The following is a 13,679-nucleotide window of genomic DNA, read 5'->3' as shown; positions in this document are numbered from 1 at the left end:
TGCGCCTCACGGCAGCGGGTCGAGCTGCACCTGCCACCACGCTGGCAGCAGCGCCCGCACCTCCGGGCGCGCGAACCGGTCGTCGATCAGCACCACGCTGCCGCGGTCCTCGCGCGTGCGGATCACGCGGCCGGCCGCCTGCACCACCTTGCGGATACCCGGGTAGAGGTAGGCGTAGTCGTAGCCGTTGCCGAACGCCTGCTGCATGCGGCGTCGCATCTCCTCGTTGACCGGGTTCACCTGCGGCAGGCCGAGCGTCGCGATGAACGCGCCCACCAGCCGATCGCCCGGCAGGTCGATGCCTTCGCCGAAGCTGCCGCCGAGGACCGCGAAGCCGATGCCCTGGCCGCCGGGTTCGAAGCGGTCGATGAAGGCGCGCCGCTGCGGCTCGGGCATGCCGGGCGATTGCTCGAACACCGGCAGCGTCGGATGCCGCTCGCGCAGCAGCGTTGCGACCCTCTGCAGGTAGTCGAAGCTGCTGAAGAAGGCGAGATAGTTGCCCGGCGTCGCGGCGTAGTGGCGCGCGATGAGATCCGCGATCGGCGCCAGCGACCGATCGCGGTCGGCCCAGCGCGTGGAGATGCTGCGCACCAGCCGCACCGACAGCTGCTCAGCCCTGAATGGCGAGGCCACGTCGATCCAGACGGTGTCCTCGGGCAGCCCCAGCATGTCCTGGTAATAGCCCGGCGGGTTGAGCGTGGCGGAGAACAGCACCGTCGCATGCGCCGCCTCGAAGCGCGGCTTCAGGAAGGGCGCGGGCACCAGGTTGCGGATGCATGGCAGGGCCTCGGGTCCATGGCGGCCGGGCCGCACGGTGACGTCGAACACCGAGTGGCTGCCGAAGGCTTCGGCCAGCCGCAGCATGGCGAGCGCCTCGAAGTGGAATTCCTGCAGCGCACCGGGCGGCTCCAGCGGTGCCTCGTTCAGGTGGTCGCCGATGGCGGCCGATGCCCGTTGCAGCGCGTCGAGCCAGCCGCCCGGGATCTCGTCGAGCACGGCGTAGGTCGCGGAGCCCTCGGGCAGCAACTCGCTCCAGGCGCGCCGCAGCCGGTCGAGCGCGCGGCGCACCGGAGCGGGCGCGCCGGTGCGCGCGGCCCGCAAGCCCGGAAGGCCCAGTTCGGCCGAGTACATCTGCCGCCCGCGTTCGACGAGGTTGTGCGCCTCGTCCACCAGCGTGGCGACGCGCCAGCCGTTGTCCAGCGCGAACGCATGCAGCAGCGCGCTGGTGTCGAAGAAGTAGTTGTAGTCGCCGACGACCACGTCGGCCCAGCGCGTGAGTTCCTGCGTGAGGTAGTAGGGGCAGACCTGGTTGGCGAGCGCGACCTCGCGCAATGCGGGTCCGTGCATCGCGCGCTGCGCGAGCGCCTGCGAGCGAGCGGCCGGCAGCCGGTCGTAGAAGCCGCGCGCCAGCGGGCACGACTCGCCGTGGCAGGCCTTGTCCGGATGCTCGCAGGCCTTGTCGCGCGCGATCAATTCCAGCACGCGCAGGGGGAGCGTCGGCGCGGACTTGCCGATCACCTGCAGGGCGTCGAGCGCCAGTTGCCGCCCCGGCGTTTTGGCGGCGAGGAAGTACAGCTTGTCGATCTTCTGCCCCGGGCAGGCCTTGAGCACGGGGAACAGCGTGCCCACCGTCTTGCCGATGCCGGTGGGCGCCTGCGCCAGCAGGCAGCGTCCCTGCGCCGCGGCCTTGTAGCCGGCCTCCGCGAGCTCGCGCTGCCCCTCGCGGAAGGACGGATGCGGGAAGGCGAGGGCCGTGAGCTGCGCATCGCGCGTCTCGCGGTGCGCGGCTTCCTGGCGCGCCCAGTCGAGGAAGCGCCGGCACTGGTCCTCGAAGAAGAGGCGCAGGTCCTCGCGCTGCGCCACTTCCTCCAGCACCGTTTCCTTCTGGGTCGTGATGTCGAAGTACACCAGCGCCAGCGTGATCTGCTCCAGCTGGCGGGCCTCGCACAGCAGCCATCCGTAGACACGGGCCTGCGCCCAGTGCAGGTGGCGGTGGTTGGCCGGTTGCCGCGCGAGGTCGCCACGGTGCGTCTTGATCTCCTCGAGCCGGTTGCGCGCCGCGTCGTAGCCGTCGGCCCGGCCGCGCACGCGCAGGCCTTCGAACTCGCCAACGAGCGACAGCTCGCGCTCGTATCCCGCGGCGCGCGAGGCGGTGACCGCCGCGTGGCCGGCAATGCCTTCCTGGGCGGTGGGGGAGGGGGTGAACCGCAGGTCCAGGTCACCGGCCTTGGCGGTGAACTCGCACAGGGCGCGGACGGCCACGGTGTACTGCATGGCCGCCAATGGTAGCGGCGTGGACGCCCTCAGCCCGCCATCGCTTCGTTGAGGGCGGCCACCGCCTGGTGCAGGGCGTAGGGCTTGGCAAGCGTGCGCACGCCGGGCATGTCGATGCTGCGGTCCGAATAGCCGGTGGCGATCACCACGCGCAGGCGCGGGTGCTCGCGCGCCAGCAGCCGCGCGAGATCGACGCCGTTCATGCTGCCGGGCATCACGACGTCGGTCAGCACGACGTCCACGCAGTGCCCGCCGGCCAGCATCCGCAGCGCCTCGTCGGCGTCGTTGGCGGTCTGGACCTCGAAGCCGGAGACCTCCAGCCCGCTGCGCACGGTGTCGCGCACCAGCGGATCGTCCTCGACCAGCAGCACGCAGCCGGCGCCGCGCAGCCCGCCAGACGGTGCGGCCGGCGCCGGTTCCTGTGGTGCGACCTGCGCGCGCGGCAGGACCAGCGTCACCGTCGTGCCTTCGCCGACCTGGCTGCGAAGCACCAGCGCGCCGCCGCTCTGGCGGGCGAAGCCGTAGGCCTGCGGCAGTCCGAGGCCCGAGCCGCGGCCCACGCTCTTGGTCGTGAAGAAGGGATCGAGCGCGCGGGCCAGCACCTCCTCGTTCATGCCTTCGCCTTCGTCCTGCAGCGAAATGGCCACGTAGTCGCCGGGCGGCAGGTCCTGCGCCGGCGACTGGCCCACGCTGTTGCCTGCCCGCAGGCGCAGGCGGCCGCCGTGCGGCATCGCGTCGCGCGCGTTCATCACGAGGTTCAGCAGCGCCAGCTCCAGCTGCAGCGGATCGGCCGTCACCGGCCAGAGGCCGGGCGTCACGTCCTGCGTGAAGGTGATGTCCGTGGGCAGCGCGCCGGTGAGCAACGGCTGCACCTCGCGCAGGCGCTGCGCGAGGTCGAAGGTTTCCACGCGCACTTCCTGGACGCGGCCGAACACCATCAGCTGGCGCGCAAGCTCGCTGCCGCGCGTCACGGCGCGCTCGCAGGTGGCCAGCAGCCGCCGCACCTTGTCGTCCGAACCGAGGCGCGCCGCATGCAGCCCGGTGGTCAGTGTCTGCAGGACGTTGTTGAAGTCGTGCGCGATGCCGCCGGTGAGCCGGCCCAGCGCCTCGAGCTTCTGCGCCTGCAGCAGCGCGCGCTGTGACTGCTCGAAGCTGGCCACCGCCTCGGCCACGCGGTGCTCCAGGTCGGCACTGGCGCGCCGCAGCCGCTCGCTGGCCCCGACCAGCGCCTCGTTCACGGCATCGACCTCCAGCAGGCCGCTCGACCGCGCCTGGACCGGTGCGCCGTCGCCGAGCTGCTGCGCGTCGTGCCGCAGGTCCTCCATGGGCTGCGCCGTGCGCCGGGCCACCGCCAGCGCAGCCAGGGTCGCCAAGGCCAGCAGCAACAACGACATGCCTCCCAGCAGCGCGGAGGCCCACAGGCCGGTGCGGCGCAGTTCGGCGTCCGGCACGCTCACGAGGAAGGACCAGTTCGACCGCGGCACGCGGCTGAAGAAGGCGGTCGACGCCACGCCGGCGAGCGTCATGCCCGGGTGCATGCCCTCGCCGGCGGCCATGCTGTCCTGCAGCTCGGGGCGCACGTGCGTGCCGACGAATTTGGCCGGGTCGCTGCTGCGCGCGACCACCACGCCCTGGCGATCGACGATGGTCGCGTGCCAGTCGCTCGGCAGCCGCTGCTGCTCGAACAGCGCCTGCAGCTGGCTGGCCGGCGTGGTCATCGCGAGATAGAGATGCGGGCGGGCCGTGTGCGGCACCGGCACCTGGAGGGCAAACGAGGGCGGCACGTCCGGGTTCCTCGGCAGCCGGTACAGGTTGCTGACGATGGTGACGTCGGGGCCGGCGTCGCGGCGTTCCTGCACCGCGGTGGGCAGCAGCGCGGGCAGCGCGGTGCCGACCGGCAGCCGCGAGTTGAGCAGCACGCGGCCGTTCTCGTCGGACAGCAGGATCGACGCCTCCCGCTCCTCGGCAATCACCCGGGCATGCTCGTGGAAGGTGGCGAGGTCACCACGAGCCAGCGAGGGCGCGCTGGCCAGTGCCTTCAGCAGGATCTCGCGCGTGCCGAGCTCGCGGTCGACGGCCAGCGCCATCGCGCGGGACGTCTCCTGCAGGTTGCGCTGGTTGATACCGCGCTCCTCGGCGTAGACGAAGCCGATGCCCAGCGCCGCCGCAACGATGGCGGGCAGCAGCACGGCAAGCGAGAGCAGCAGGAGGCGGGTGCGGATGCGCATGGACGACGCGGACGTTCCGCGGCGCCAGTGCTGCGGGCCTGCACTTGTAGCACAGCGGGGCGGCGTCCGGCGCTGCGCCCCGCGGCGAGGTCAGTCGCTCGCCTCGACCTGGTGAGTGACGCTGGTGATCGCGTAGCCCTTCTCGCGGATCTGGTGCGCGGCGTTGTCGATCGCGTACTCGCGCAGGCTCGGGCTGTCCACGTCCAGCTCGGTGGCCGTGGCCACCAGCTTCCAGTCGACGTTGTCCACTTCCTGCGGGATCGGCTTGCCCGCGGGCACGGCCATGAAGGAGAGCTTGTGCTCGGGTTCGGGACGGCGGTAGATGTCGAGTTGCATGCGGTCTCCTGTCATGGCCTCAGCCGCCCTGGTGCGGCCGCTTGCCGGGGTTCTTCTTGTTGCGCGTGGCGGTGCCACGCTCCTGGCTGAGCTTCTGCCCGATCGAGGCGCGTGGTGGCGTGAAGGTGGGACTGCGCTCGGGCGCCGGGCTGCGGCGGCGGTCGGCTTCGGTGACGATCCTGTTGCCCATGGAAAGCTTGCTCCTTGTCGTGTTCGAGCCCGCATTGCGCCATGCGGCCCACGGCCCCGGCGTAGGCCTGCTCGGGCAATCGTTGTCAGCATGTCGTGTCTGTGGCTCACGGGCAGCGCACCTGCACGCCGGTGGTGACGCAGGCGCCGCCGGGGCCGATCAGGATCGGGCCGGCCCGGTTGAGCCGTTTGCCGTTGCTGTCCCAGCAGCCGCCCGCATCGCAGGCCGTGATCACCGCGGGCCGCTCGATCGGCGGGGCAGGCAGGACGACTTCAGCGGGCGGGATCGACCGTGGAAGAGCCACGGTGGGTGGCGGAACCACCATCGGGGCCTGCGCCGTGGGCGAGGGCCGGCGGGCTTCACCGCTGCCGCCCAGGCAGGCCTGCGTCGCTTCGCGCCGCAGCCCTTCGACCTGCCCAGGCGTGCGACCGCTGTCGGGCGTGCGTGCGGCCTGCAGGGCCGCCAGCGCCCGGCCACACGCGTCGGACTTGAGCGGATCGGCCGGCGGCTGCGCATTCGCGTGCCAGGCAGCGGCGAGGCCGAGCACGACCAGCATGAGCATGCCGCCCGGACCACGGCAGGTCCTGCCCTGCGGTCCTACGCGAGGGGCCATGGCTTGCCTACTGCGGCTGCAGGCCGCGCGGCGCAGGATGGGTTCAACGTTCACCGCAACCTTCCATGCCGACCGAGACCACCGACTCCGACTTCGAACGCCTGCGACGCGACGCCGACACCACGACGTCCGTGCCCGCCAAGCCCGACCATGGCGAGAGCAGCGCCAGCACGATCATCGAAGCGCCGCTGAAGCGCCGCAGCCCGCTCGATCCGCACGACTTTCCCGATGGCGGCGGCAGCGGGGGCGCGGAGCGCTTTCGTCGCAGCCGGGTGAAGGGCTGAAGCCTGGGCCGCGGCGGAACTCACGGCGAGAACTTCTTGTCCGGATCCTTCACGAAGCCGGCCTGGTTCTCGTCCTTGCCGGGCTGCGCCTGGCCACGTTCGGCCTGCGCGTTGTCGTCGCGCTGCGGGGCGAGTCCGTCCATCGTGCCGGTGTTGCGGGCCGCTTCGCCCAGCACGTCCGCCTCGGCGGCGGGCGCGGTGCGCTCCTGCTCCTTGTCCTGCCTGTCCCTGGTCTGGTCCTGCATGCGGTCTCCTTGCGATCGAACCACTGTAGGAACCGCTGTGCGCACCGGCAGTAGGACGGAGCCTGCGTTGGGGCGCGGTCCTACGGATGCGCCAGGTGCGGCGCGCCATGATCGACGCAGCCATGAAGATCGCCACCTTCAACGTCAACGGCATCAAGACGCGGCTGCCCAACCTCCTCGAGTGGCTGGACCGCGAGCAGCCCGACGTGGCCTGCCTGCAGGAGCTGAAGGCACTGGACAGCGCCTTTCCCGTGGCCGAACTGCGCGAGGCCGGCTACAGCGCGCTGTGGAAGGGCCAGCGCTCGTGGAACGGCGTCGCGATCCTCGCGCGCGGGCAGGCGCCGCTGGAAGTGCGCCGCGAACTGCCGGGCGATGCGGACGACGACCACAGCCGTTACCTGGAAGCGGCTGTCGGTGGCATCGTGGTGGCGTGCCTGTACCTCCCCAACGGCAACCCGCAGCCCGGGCCCAAGTTCGACTACAAGCTGGCGTGGTTCGAGCGGCTGATCCGGCATGCGGCGACGCTGGTCAGGAGCGACCATCCGGTGCTGCTGGCCGGCGACTTCAACGTGGTGCCGACCGACTTCGACATCTACAACCCGCGCTCGTGGAAGAAGGATGCGCTGCTGCAACCCGAGAGCCGCGAGTGCTACCAGAGGCTGCTTGCGCAGGGCTGGACGGATTCGCTGCGGCACCTGCATCCCGACGAACCCGTCTTCACGTTCTGGGACTACTTTCGCCAGCATTGGGAACGCAATGCCGGCCTGCGAATCGATCACCTGTTGCTCAATCCGGCGCTGGCGCCGCGGCTGCAGCAGGCCGGCGTCGACACCTGGGTGCGCGGGCAGCCGCATGCCAGCGACCACGCGCCCACCTGGGTGCAGCTGGACGTGGCTGGCGGCAAGGCCGCGCCGGCCCGGCGGCGCAAGCCGACGTGATCGACGATGAATGACGTGACCGACAACACCACAAGGAGCGACCCATGACCACCGTGCTTGCCGCCTTCGACAAACGCTTCGCCGCGGACCAGGCCCTCGAACAGCTTGTGAAGGCGGGCCAACCGCGCGATGACGTGCATGTCGAGCACGACCTCGAGCGCCTCAAGCGCGCGAGCACCAGCCGGCGCATGGGCAACGACTCGGTGCTCGGTTCGGCCGGCCGCATGTTCGCCGACCTGGTGCAGACCAACGTCGACTACCACCACGTCGACATCATCACGGAGGCGCTGGAGCGCGGCGCCAGCGTGCTGGTCGCGAGGGTCACGGATCCCAGCCGCCTCGATGGCGTGATCAAACGCCTGCGGCTGGAAGGCGCGTACGACGTGGAGCAGCGCGCGGCCGCCGACATGCCGCACTGAATTCCGGTGCGGCGCGGTCCGCCGAGGTGCCGCCACAATCGGCCGCTCGGAGGTGCGCCATGCTCGAACTGCATTACTGGCCCGGCATCCAGGGCCGCGGTGAATTCGTCCGGCTCGCGCTGGAGGCGGCCGGCACGCCCTACCTGGACGTGGCCCGCGGCCTGCACGAGCAGGGCCAGGGCATCCCGGCGATGCTGGGCGTGCTGGAGAGCCCGGTGCTGGCGCGTCCGCCGTTCGCCTGCCCCTTCATCGTCGATGGCCGTCGCGTGATCGGGCAGACCGCCCTGATCCTGCTGTACCTGGGTCCGCGCCTGGGCCTGGTGCCCGCCGGCGAGATGGACCGGCTGTGGATCCACCAGGTGCAGCTGACGATCGCGGACATGGTGGCCGAAGTGCACGACCTGCACCATCCGGTCGCAAGCAGCCTGTACTACGAGGACCAGAAGGCCGAGGCCTTGCGGCGCGCGGAGGACTTCCGCAAGAACCGCCTTGGCAAATTCATCGGCTGGTTCGAGACGCTGCTCGATCGCAATCCGCCGAACGACGGCGCGGAGCTGCCGCACCTGGTGGGCGCGCGCCTGAGCTACGCCGACCTGTCGCTGTTCCAGCTGGTCGACGGGCTGCTGTACGCGCTGCCCAAGGCGACCCGGCGCGTGTTGAGGCGGGCCCCGTTCGTGTCGGCGCTGCACGAGCGCATCCCGGCGCACCGGCGCGTGGCGGCCTACCTCGCGAGCGAGCGGCGGTTGCCGTTCAACGAAGAGGGCATCTTCCGCCACTACCCGGAGCTGGACGGCTGATCAGCCCGCGAACCCGCCGCCCTCGAGGAACGCCTGCTCCTCGTGCGTGGTGCGCCGGCCCAGCAGCGCGTTGCGGTGCGGGAAGCGTCCGAACCGTTTCACGATGTCGTGGTGCACCTGCGCGAAGCGCGGCTGCTCGCCGTCGAGCCCGCGTGTGAGGTCGAGCGCGCGCTGCTGGTCGGGCAGCCACTCCGAATGCATGAAGGGCAGGTAGAAGAAGTTGCGCAGGTCGTCGCTGGACGCCTGGCGGTCGAGCCCGCGCGCGAGTGCCTGCCGGGCCACCACACGGGCGAGGGCGTCGGTGGACCATGCGCGCGCGGAGTCGCGGAATGCGTTGCGAGGGAACTGGTCCAGCAGCACGAGCAAGGCCAGGCAGCTGTCGCCGGCGTGCGTCCAGGCGGCGAGATCGCCGCGTGCCGCCGCCTCGTGGCTGGCCAGGAAGCGCGCGCGGAATTCGGCGTCGAACCCGGCGTCCTTGCGGAACCAGCGCTTCGGGCCGGCCTCGGTCCAGAAGCGCAGCACCTCTGCAGGCTCGGCGATGGTGGCGGGTGAGTTCATGACGAATGCTAGTCGGTCGGTCGCCATCGGCCCGCACCTACAGCGCCGCGGCCGCCGCCGCGCCTAGAGTGGGTGCATCCCCAGGCACAGGAGAGCACGCATGAGCGGCACCAGCATCGGCCGTGGCCCGGCCCATGGCGGCAACGAGAACCACGACGGCGACCCCACGCACAAGACCTTGGGCGAGGGCGCGACCAATGACGAGGCACCGACGGGCAGCGAGGACGTGCTCGACAAGGCGGCGCCCGAAGTCCCGGCGGGCGTGCCGGGCAGCCGGCCGCGGCCCGGCATCGCGAAGGGACCGCAGAGCTATCCCGACGGGCCGAACGTGGAAGACAGTCCGTGGGAGCTGGAGGCTGCGCGCGGCAACTTGCCGAAGGACAAATAGCAGAGCCAGGCAGGGCGGGCGATTTGCGGGCAAGCACCGGTGGGCGTGGAGCACGCCGCGGCGCAGAATGGGTCGGTCCCATGGCCCAGCAAGAAGGAGAACCGTCCATGATGCAACGCTCCACCCTGGTCCGCTCGGCGCTCGCCGGCGCGGTGATCGTCCTCGCGGCCGGCTGCGGCTCGATGTCGATGTCGGGCAAGCCGGCCGCCGGCACCGACGTCTACGAGGCCACGCTCAATGGCACCCAGGAAGTGCCGCCCAACACCAGCGGCGGCACCGGCAAGGCCGAAGTGCAGGTCGACACCAGGACGTACAAGGTGCGCTGGCGCGTGACGCACAGCGGCCTGTCGGGGCCGGCGACGGCGGCCCACATCCACGGTCCCGCGGCACCGACGGCCAATGCCGGCGTCGTGGTGCCGTTCACCGGCGACATGAACTCGCAGCCCATCACGGGCGAGGCGACACTCACGCCGGCGCAGTACGCCGACCTGGCGGCCGGCCTGTACTACGTCAACGTGCACACCACGCGCAACCCGGCCGGCGAGATTCGTGGCCAGTTGAAGAAGCGGCAGTAGGCCCGGCACGCCGCTGGCGCGGCCGTGTGATGAAGGCACGGCCAAGTGACCTTGCACGCGAGCGGTCAAGCGTCTTCGGGGACAATCACGGGTTCCCCCGGATTTGCCCATGAACGCCCCTGTCGACGTGTCACTGTTCGCGCGCGCTGCCAAGCCGATCACCAGCTATCGGCGGCACTGGGCCGCGCGCTTCGGCACGGCACCGTTCCTGCCCATGAGCCGCGCCGAGATGGAGCAGCTCGGCTGGGACAGCTGCGACATCATCGTCGTGACCGGCGATGCGTACGTCGACCACCCGAGCTTCGGCATGGCGGTCATCGGTCGGGTGCTGGAAGCGCAGGGATTCCGCGTCGGCATCATCGCGCAGCCGGACTGGCAGTCGGCCGATCCGTTCAAGGCGCTGGGCAGGCCCAACCTGTTCTTCGGCGTCACCGCCGGCAACATGGATTCGATGATCAACCGGTACACCGCCGACCGGAAGATCCGCAGCGACGACGCGTACACCCCGGGCGACGTCGGCGGCAAGCGTCCGGACCGCGCCGCCATCGTGTATTCGCAGCGCTGCCGCGAGGCGTTCAACGACGTGCCCATCGTGCTGGGCGGCATCGAGGGCAGCCTGCGCCGCATCGCGCATTACGACTACTGGTCGGACAAGGTGCGCCGCTCGATCCTCGTCGACAGCAAGGCCGACCTGCTGCTGTACGGAAACGCCGAGCGCGCCATCGTCGAGATCGCGCACCGGCTCGCGGGCAAGGAGTCGGTGCAGCAGATCACCGACGTGCGCGGCACCGCCTTCATCCGCCGCGAGACGCCCGAGGGCTGGATGCAGATCGACTCCACGGAGGTCGACCAGCCGGGCCGCGTCGAGGAGCACGTCAATCCGTACATGACGACCTCCGAGCAGGCGAAGGCGCAGGGCGAGACGTGCGCGAAGGAAGAGGGCAGCGGAGCGCCGGTGCAAGGTGCCGTGCAGCCGATGACATTCGTCGCGAACCCCCGGGTCAAGCTCAATCGCGACCGCACCGTGATCCGCTTGCCGTCGTACGACCAGGTGAAGTCCGATCCGGTGCTTTACGCGCATGCCAACCGCGTGCTGCACCTCGAGACCAATCCCGGCAACGCGCGGGCGCTGGTGCAGGCGCATGGCGACCGCGACGTGTGGATCACGCCGCCTCCCATTCCGTTGACCACGGCGGAGATGGACCATGTGTTCGGCCTGCCGTATGCGCGCAGCCCGCACCCGTCGTACGCCGACGAGAACGGCTCGCACGACGGCGCGACCAAGATCCCCGCGTGGGAGATGATCCGCTTCAGCGTGAACATCATGCGGGGCTGCTTCGGCGGCTGCACCTTCTGCTCGATCACCGAGCACGAGGGCCGCATCATCCAGAGCCGCAGCGAGGATTCGGTGATCCGCGAGATCGAGGAGATCCGCGACAAGGTGGCCGGCTTCACGGGCGTCATCTCCGACCTGGGCGGCCCCACGGCCAACATGTACCGCATCGGCTGCAAGTCGCCGGAGATCGAGGCCGCCTGCCGCAAGCCCAGCTGCGTGTACCCGGGCATCTGCCAGAACCTGAACACCGACCATCGGCACCTGGTGGCGATGTACCGGCGCGCCCGCGCGCTCAAGGGGGTCAAGAAGATACTGATCGGCTCCGGCCTGCGCTACGACCTGGCGGTGCAGTCGCCCGAGTACGTGAAGGAGCTGGTGCAGCACCACGTGGGCGGCTACCTGAAGATCGCGCCCGAGCACACGGAGCAGGGCCCGCTCACGAAAATGATGAAGCCGGGCATCGGCAGCTACGACCGCTTCAAGGCGATGTTCGAGAAGTTCTCGGCCGAGGCGGGCAAGAAGCAGTACCTGATCCCGTACTTCATCGCCGCGCACCCGGGCACCAGCGACGAGGACATGATGAACCTCGCGCTCTGGCTCAAGCGCAACGGCTTCCGCGCCGACCAGGTGCAGACCTTCTACCCGAGCCCGATGGCCACCGCGACCGCGATGTACCACTCGGGCCGCAACACGCTGCGCAAGGTGCGGCGCGATGCGACGTCCGAGGACACGGTGGACATCGTTCGCGGCGAGCGCCGGCGCCGCCTGCACAAGGCCTTCCTGCGCTACCACGACCCGAACAACTGGCCGCTGCTGCGCGAGACCCTGAAGGCGATGGGGCGCAGCGACCTGATCGGCAACGGCAAGCACCACCTGATCCCGACCTTCCAGCCTGCCACCGACGGCGGCTACACCAGCGCGCGCCGCAAGAACTCCACGCCGGGCGGACAGCCGCAACGCGGCAAGCTGCTCACGCAGCACACGGGCCTGCCCCCGCGCGTGACGGGCGGCAAGCCCGTGCCGCGCAAGCCGCGCTAGTCCGGCTCTCCGCGGCCCTGCAACCGACGCGACCGCGCCGCCTGCGGTGGTGAGGTGTGCATCGATTTGTGAGGCACTGGCCCAGCGGACCGCAGCTCGGCGTACCGTGCCTCATCGCGTCGTCGGAGGTCGGATGAAGTCGAGAATCACGTTGGCGTGGTCGGTCCCGCTGGCTTCGCTTCTGGTTGCCTGCGGCGGCGGCGGCGGTGGGGCGCCCACGGCGGGCAGTGGCGCGCTCGCGGTGGCCGGCAACCCGGCCGAGGGCTTGTGGGCCGGATCGCTGCCGCTGGCGCCGGCAGTCGTTGCGATCCTCGACAACGGCGATACCTGGGGTTACTACGCCGGTCCGAGCGCCTATGGCGCGCTGCACGGGACGACGACCGCGAGCGGCACCTCGTTCAGTTCCGACCTCACCGACTACGACCTGCTGGCCGACCTGCGGCTCCCGGTGCACTTCACCGGCACGGCGATCCCGCGCAGCTCGCTGGACGCGACGTCCGGCAACGGCGCCCGCGTCCTGTTCTCGTACCGCGCCAGCTATGAGCATCCGGCCACGTCTGCCGAACTCGCCGGAACCTACCAGCTGAGCAACCGTGCCGGCGACGCCGTCCTGAACGGCGCGCTCACGTTCGATGCCTCGGGTGGGTTCACGGTCCTCGACAGCGGCTGCACGGTTTCGGGCAGCGCGGTTCCGCGTCCGGGCGGCAAGAACGTCTTCGATCTCAAGGTGCTGTTCTCTGGCGACTGTTTCCTGGGCAACGGCGCGGTCGGCAGCGGCGTCGTGCTGCTCGACACCAGCGCCAGCCCGCCCACGCTGGCCGCGATGGCGGTGGTGCCGGGCAACGAGCGCGGATTCTTCGCCTTTGGCACGAAAGGCACGGTCCCGCCCGCGCCGACGCCGGCACCGACGGCTTCGCCCCCGCCCGCGGGGTCCGGGTCGGGCACCAGCTCCGGGCCAGCACCGAGCCCTGCGCCGACACCAGCAGCGACACCTGCACCAACTCCGGCGCCAACCGTTGCACCCACGCCGGCGCCGACTCCGCGACCGACCGCAGCGCCTACGCCGCGGCCGACCGCAGCGCCTACGCCTCCGCCAACCACGGCGCCTCCGCCGCCAACACCTGCGCCGACTGCAGCGCCAACCCCTGCGCCGACTACGGCGCCAACGCCTGCGCCGACCCCGGCACCAACGCCTGCGCCGACCCCGGCACCAACGCCTGCGCCGACCGCGGCACCGACGCCTGCACCGACCGCGGCACCGACGCCTGCGCCGACCGCGGCACCGACGCCTGCGCCGACCGCGGCGCCAACGCCTGCGCCTGCGCCGACCGCGGCGCCGACACCTGCACCTACGCCAGCACCGACACCGACGCCATCGCCACCTGTTGCTGGCGGGTGACGGCTGCCGCCGCTGCGTAGCGAGCCACGGGCCCTGGCCCGTTCCCCGCGCCAGGCCAGCT

Annotated in this window: 15 protein-coding genes; 8 read left to right on the top strand and 7 right to left on the bottom strand. The window is 70.9% G+C overall.

Annotated elements, in window-relative coordinates:
- Positions 1 to 6: 6 nt before the first annotated feature.
- The 5 genes from ACPWT1_RS17030 to ACPWT1_RS17010 form a co-directional block, all read right to left on the bottom strand.
- Positions 7 to 2,274: an ATP-dependent DNA helicase gene (locus ACPWT1_RS17030; RefSeq protein WP_427912328.1), complete on the bottom strand. Its 2,268-nt coding sequence runs from the start codon at positions 2,272 to 2,274 to the stop codon at positions 7 to 9.
- A gap of 29 nt (positions 2,275 to 2,303) precedes the next feature.
- Positions 2,304 to 4,502: a response regulator gene (locus tag ACPWT1_RS17025; RefSeq protein WP_427912327.1), complete on the bottom strand. Its 2,199-nt coding sequence runs from the start codon at positions 4,500 to 4,502 to the stop codon at positions 2,304 to 2,306.
- A gap of 90 nt (positions 4,503 to 4,592) precedes the next feature.
- The gene (locus ACPWT1_RS17020; protein ID WP_427912326.1) at positions 4,593 to 4,838 is read right to left on the bottom strand and encodes a DUF6139 family protein; all 246 of its coding nucleotides are present in this window, start codon (positions 4,836 to 4,838) and stop codon (positions 4,593 to 4,595) included.
- Between the two features lie 19 nt (positions 4,839 to 4,857).
- Entirely contained in the window at positions 4,858 to 5,028 is a 171-nt protein-coding gene (locus ACPWT1_RS17015; RefSeq protein WP_427912325.1) for a hypothetical protein, read from the bottom strand.
- A 106-nt stretch (positions 5,029 to 5,134) separates the two neighbouring features.
- Positions 5,135 to 5,590, bottom strand: coding sequence for a hypothetical protein (locus tag ACPWT1_RS17010; RefSeq protein ID WP_427912324.1), 456 nt, complete (start codon positions 5,588 to 5,590; stop codon positions 5,135 to 5,137).
- A gap of 116 nt (positions 5,591 to 5,706) precedes the next feature.
- On the opposite strand from ACPWT1_RS17010, the gene ACPWT1_RS17005 reads away from it, so the two are divergent.
- Positions 5,707 to 5,925: a hypothetical protein gene (locus ACPWT1_RS17005; protein ID WP_427912323.1), complete on the top strand. Its 219-nt coding sequence runs from the start codon at positions 5,707 to 5,709 to the stop codon at positions 5,923 to 5,925.
- Between the two features lie 20 nt (positions 5,926 to 5,945).
- Here ACPWT1_RS17005 and ACPWT1_RS17000 read toward each other — a convergent pair whose 3' ends face one another.
- Entirely contained in the window at positions 5,946 to 6,170 is a 225-nt protein-coding gene (locus tag ACPWT1_RS17000) for a hypothetical protein (RefSeq protein WP_427912322.1), read from the bottom strand.
- A gap of 107 nt (positions 6,171 to 6,277) precedes the next feature.
- On the opposite strand from ACPWT1_RS17000, the gene ACPWT1_RS16995 reads away from it, so the two are divergent.
- The 3 genes from ACPWT1_RS16995 to ACPWT1_RS16985 are packed head-to-tail and all read left to right on the top strand — an operon-like array spanning position 6,278 to position 8,324.
- Positions 6,278 to 7,108, top strand: coding sequence for an exodeoxyribonuclease III (locus tag ACPWT1_RS16995; protein WP_427912321.1), 831 nt, complete (start codon positions 6,278 to 6,280; stop codon positions 7,106 to 7,108).
- A 44-nt stretch (positions 7,109 to 7,152) separates the two neighbouring features.
- Positions 7,153 to 7,527, top strand: coding sequence for a hypothetical protein (locus ACPWT1_RS16990; protein ID WP_427912320.1), 375 nt, complete (start codon positions 7,153 to 7,155; stop codon positions 7,525 to 7,527).
- Positions 7,528 to 7,586: 59 nt separating this feature from the next.
- Positions 7,587 to 8,324 (top strand): glutathione S-transferase, encoded by a 738-nt coding sequence (locus ACPWT1_RS16985; RefSeq protein WP_427912319.1) that lies wholly within the window; start codon positions 7,587 to 7,589, stop codon positions 8,322 to 8,324.
- On the opposite strand, the gene ACPWT1_RS16980 is transcribed toward ACPWT1_RS16985, so the two are convergent.
- Positions 8,325 to 8,882 carry a DUF924 family protein gene (locus ACPWT1_RS16980; RefSeq protein ID WP_427912318.1) on the bottom strand — a complete coding sequence of 186 codons (558 nt, stop codon included), beginning with the start codon at positions 8,880 to 8,882 and terminating at the stop codon, positions 8,325 to 8,327. It abuts the gene before it with no gap.
- A 100-nt stretch (positions 8,883 to 8,982) separates the two neighbouring features.
- Between ACPWT1_RS16980 and ACPWT1_RS16975 the strand changes: the two genes are divergently transcribed.
- From ACPWT1_RS16975 to ACPWT1_RS16960, 4 genes are all read left to right on the top strand, one after another.
- Positions 8,983 to 9,270 (top strand): hypothetical protein, encoded by a 288-nt coding sequence (locus ACPWT1_RS16975; RefSeq protein WP_427912317.1) that lies wholly within the window; start codon positions 8,983 to 8,985, stop codon positions 9,268 to 9,270.
- A 107-nt stretch (positions 9,271 to 9,377) separates the two neighbouring features.
- Positions 9,378 to 9,845 carry a CHRD domain-containing protein gene (locus tag ACPWT1_RS16970; protein ID WP_427912316.1) on the top strand — a complete coding sequence of 156 codons (468 nt, stop codon included), beginning with the start codon at positions 9,378 to 9,380 and terminating at the stop codon, positions 9,843 to 9,845.
- 109 nt (positions 9,846 to 9,954) lie between these two features.
- Entirely contained in the window at positions 9,955 to 12,219 is a 2,265-nt protein-coding gene (locus ACPWT1_RS16965; RefSeq protein ID WP_427912315.1) for a YgiQ family radical SAM protein, read from the top strand.
- Positions 12,220 to 12,352: 133 nt separating this feature from the next.
- Entirely contained in the window at positions 12,353 to 13,618 is a 1,266-nt protein-coding gene (locus ACPWT1_RS16960) for a hypothetical protein (protein WP_427912314.1), read from the top strand.
- The last annotated feature ends 61 nt before the right edge of the window (positions 13,619 to 13,679 follow it).

The organism is Ramlibacter sp. MMS24-I3-19 (assembly GCF_050320135.1).
In the GTDB taxonomy this organism is placed as follows: Bacteria; Pseudomonadota; Gammaproteobacteria; order Burkholderiales; family Burkholderiaceae_C; genus Ramlibacter.
Note: the sequence above shows the minus strand (reverse complement) of the source record. Positions and strands in the feature narration are given on the sequence as shown.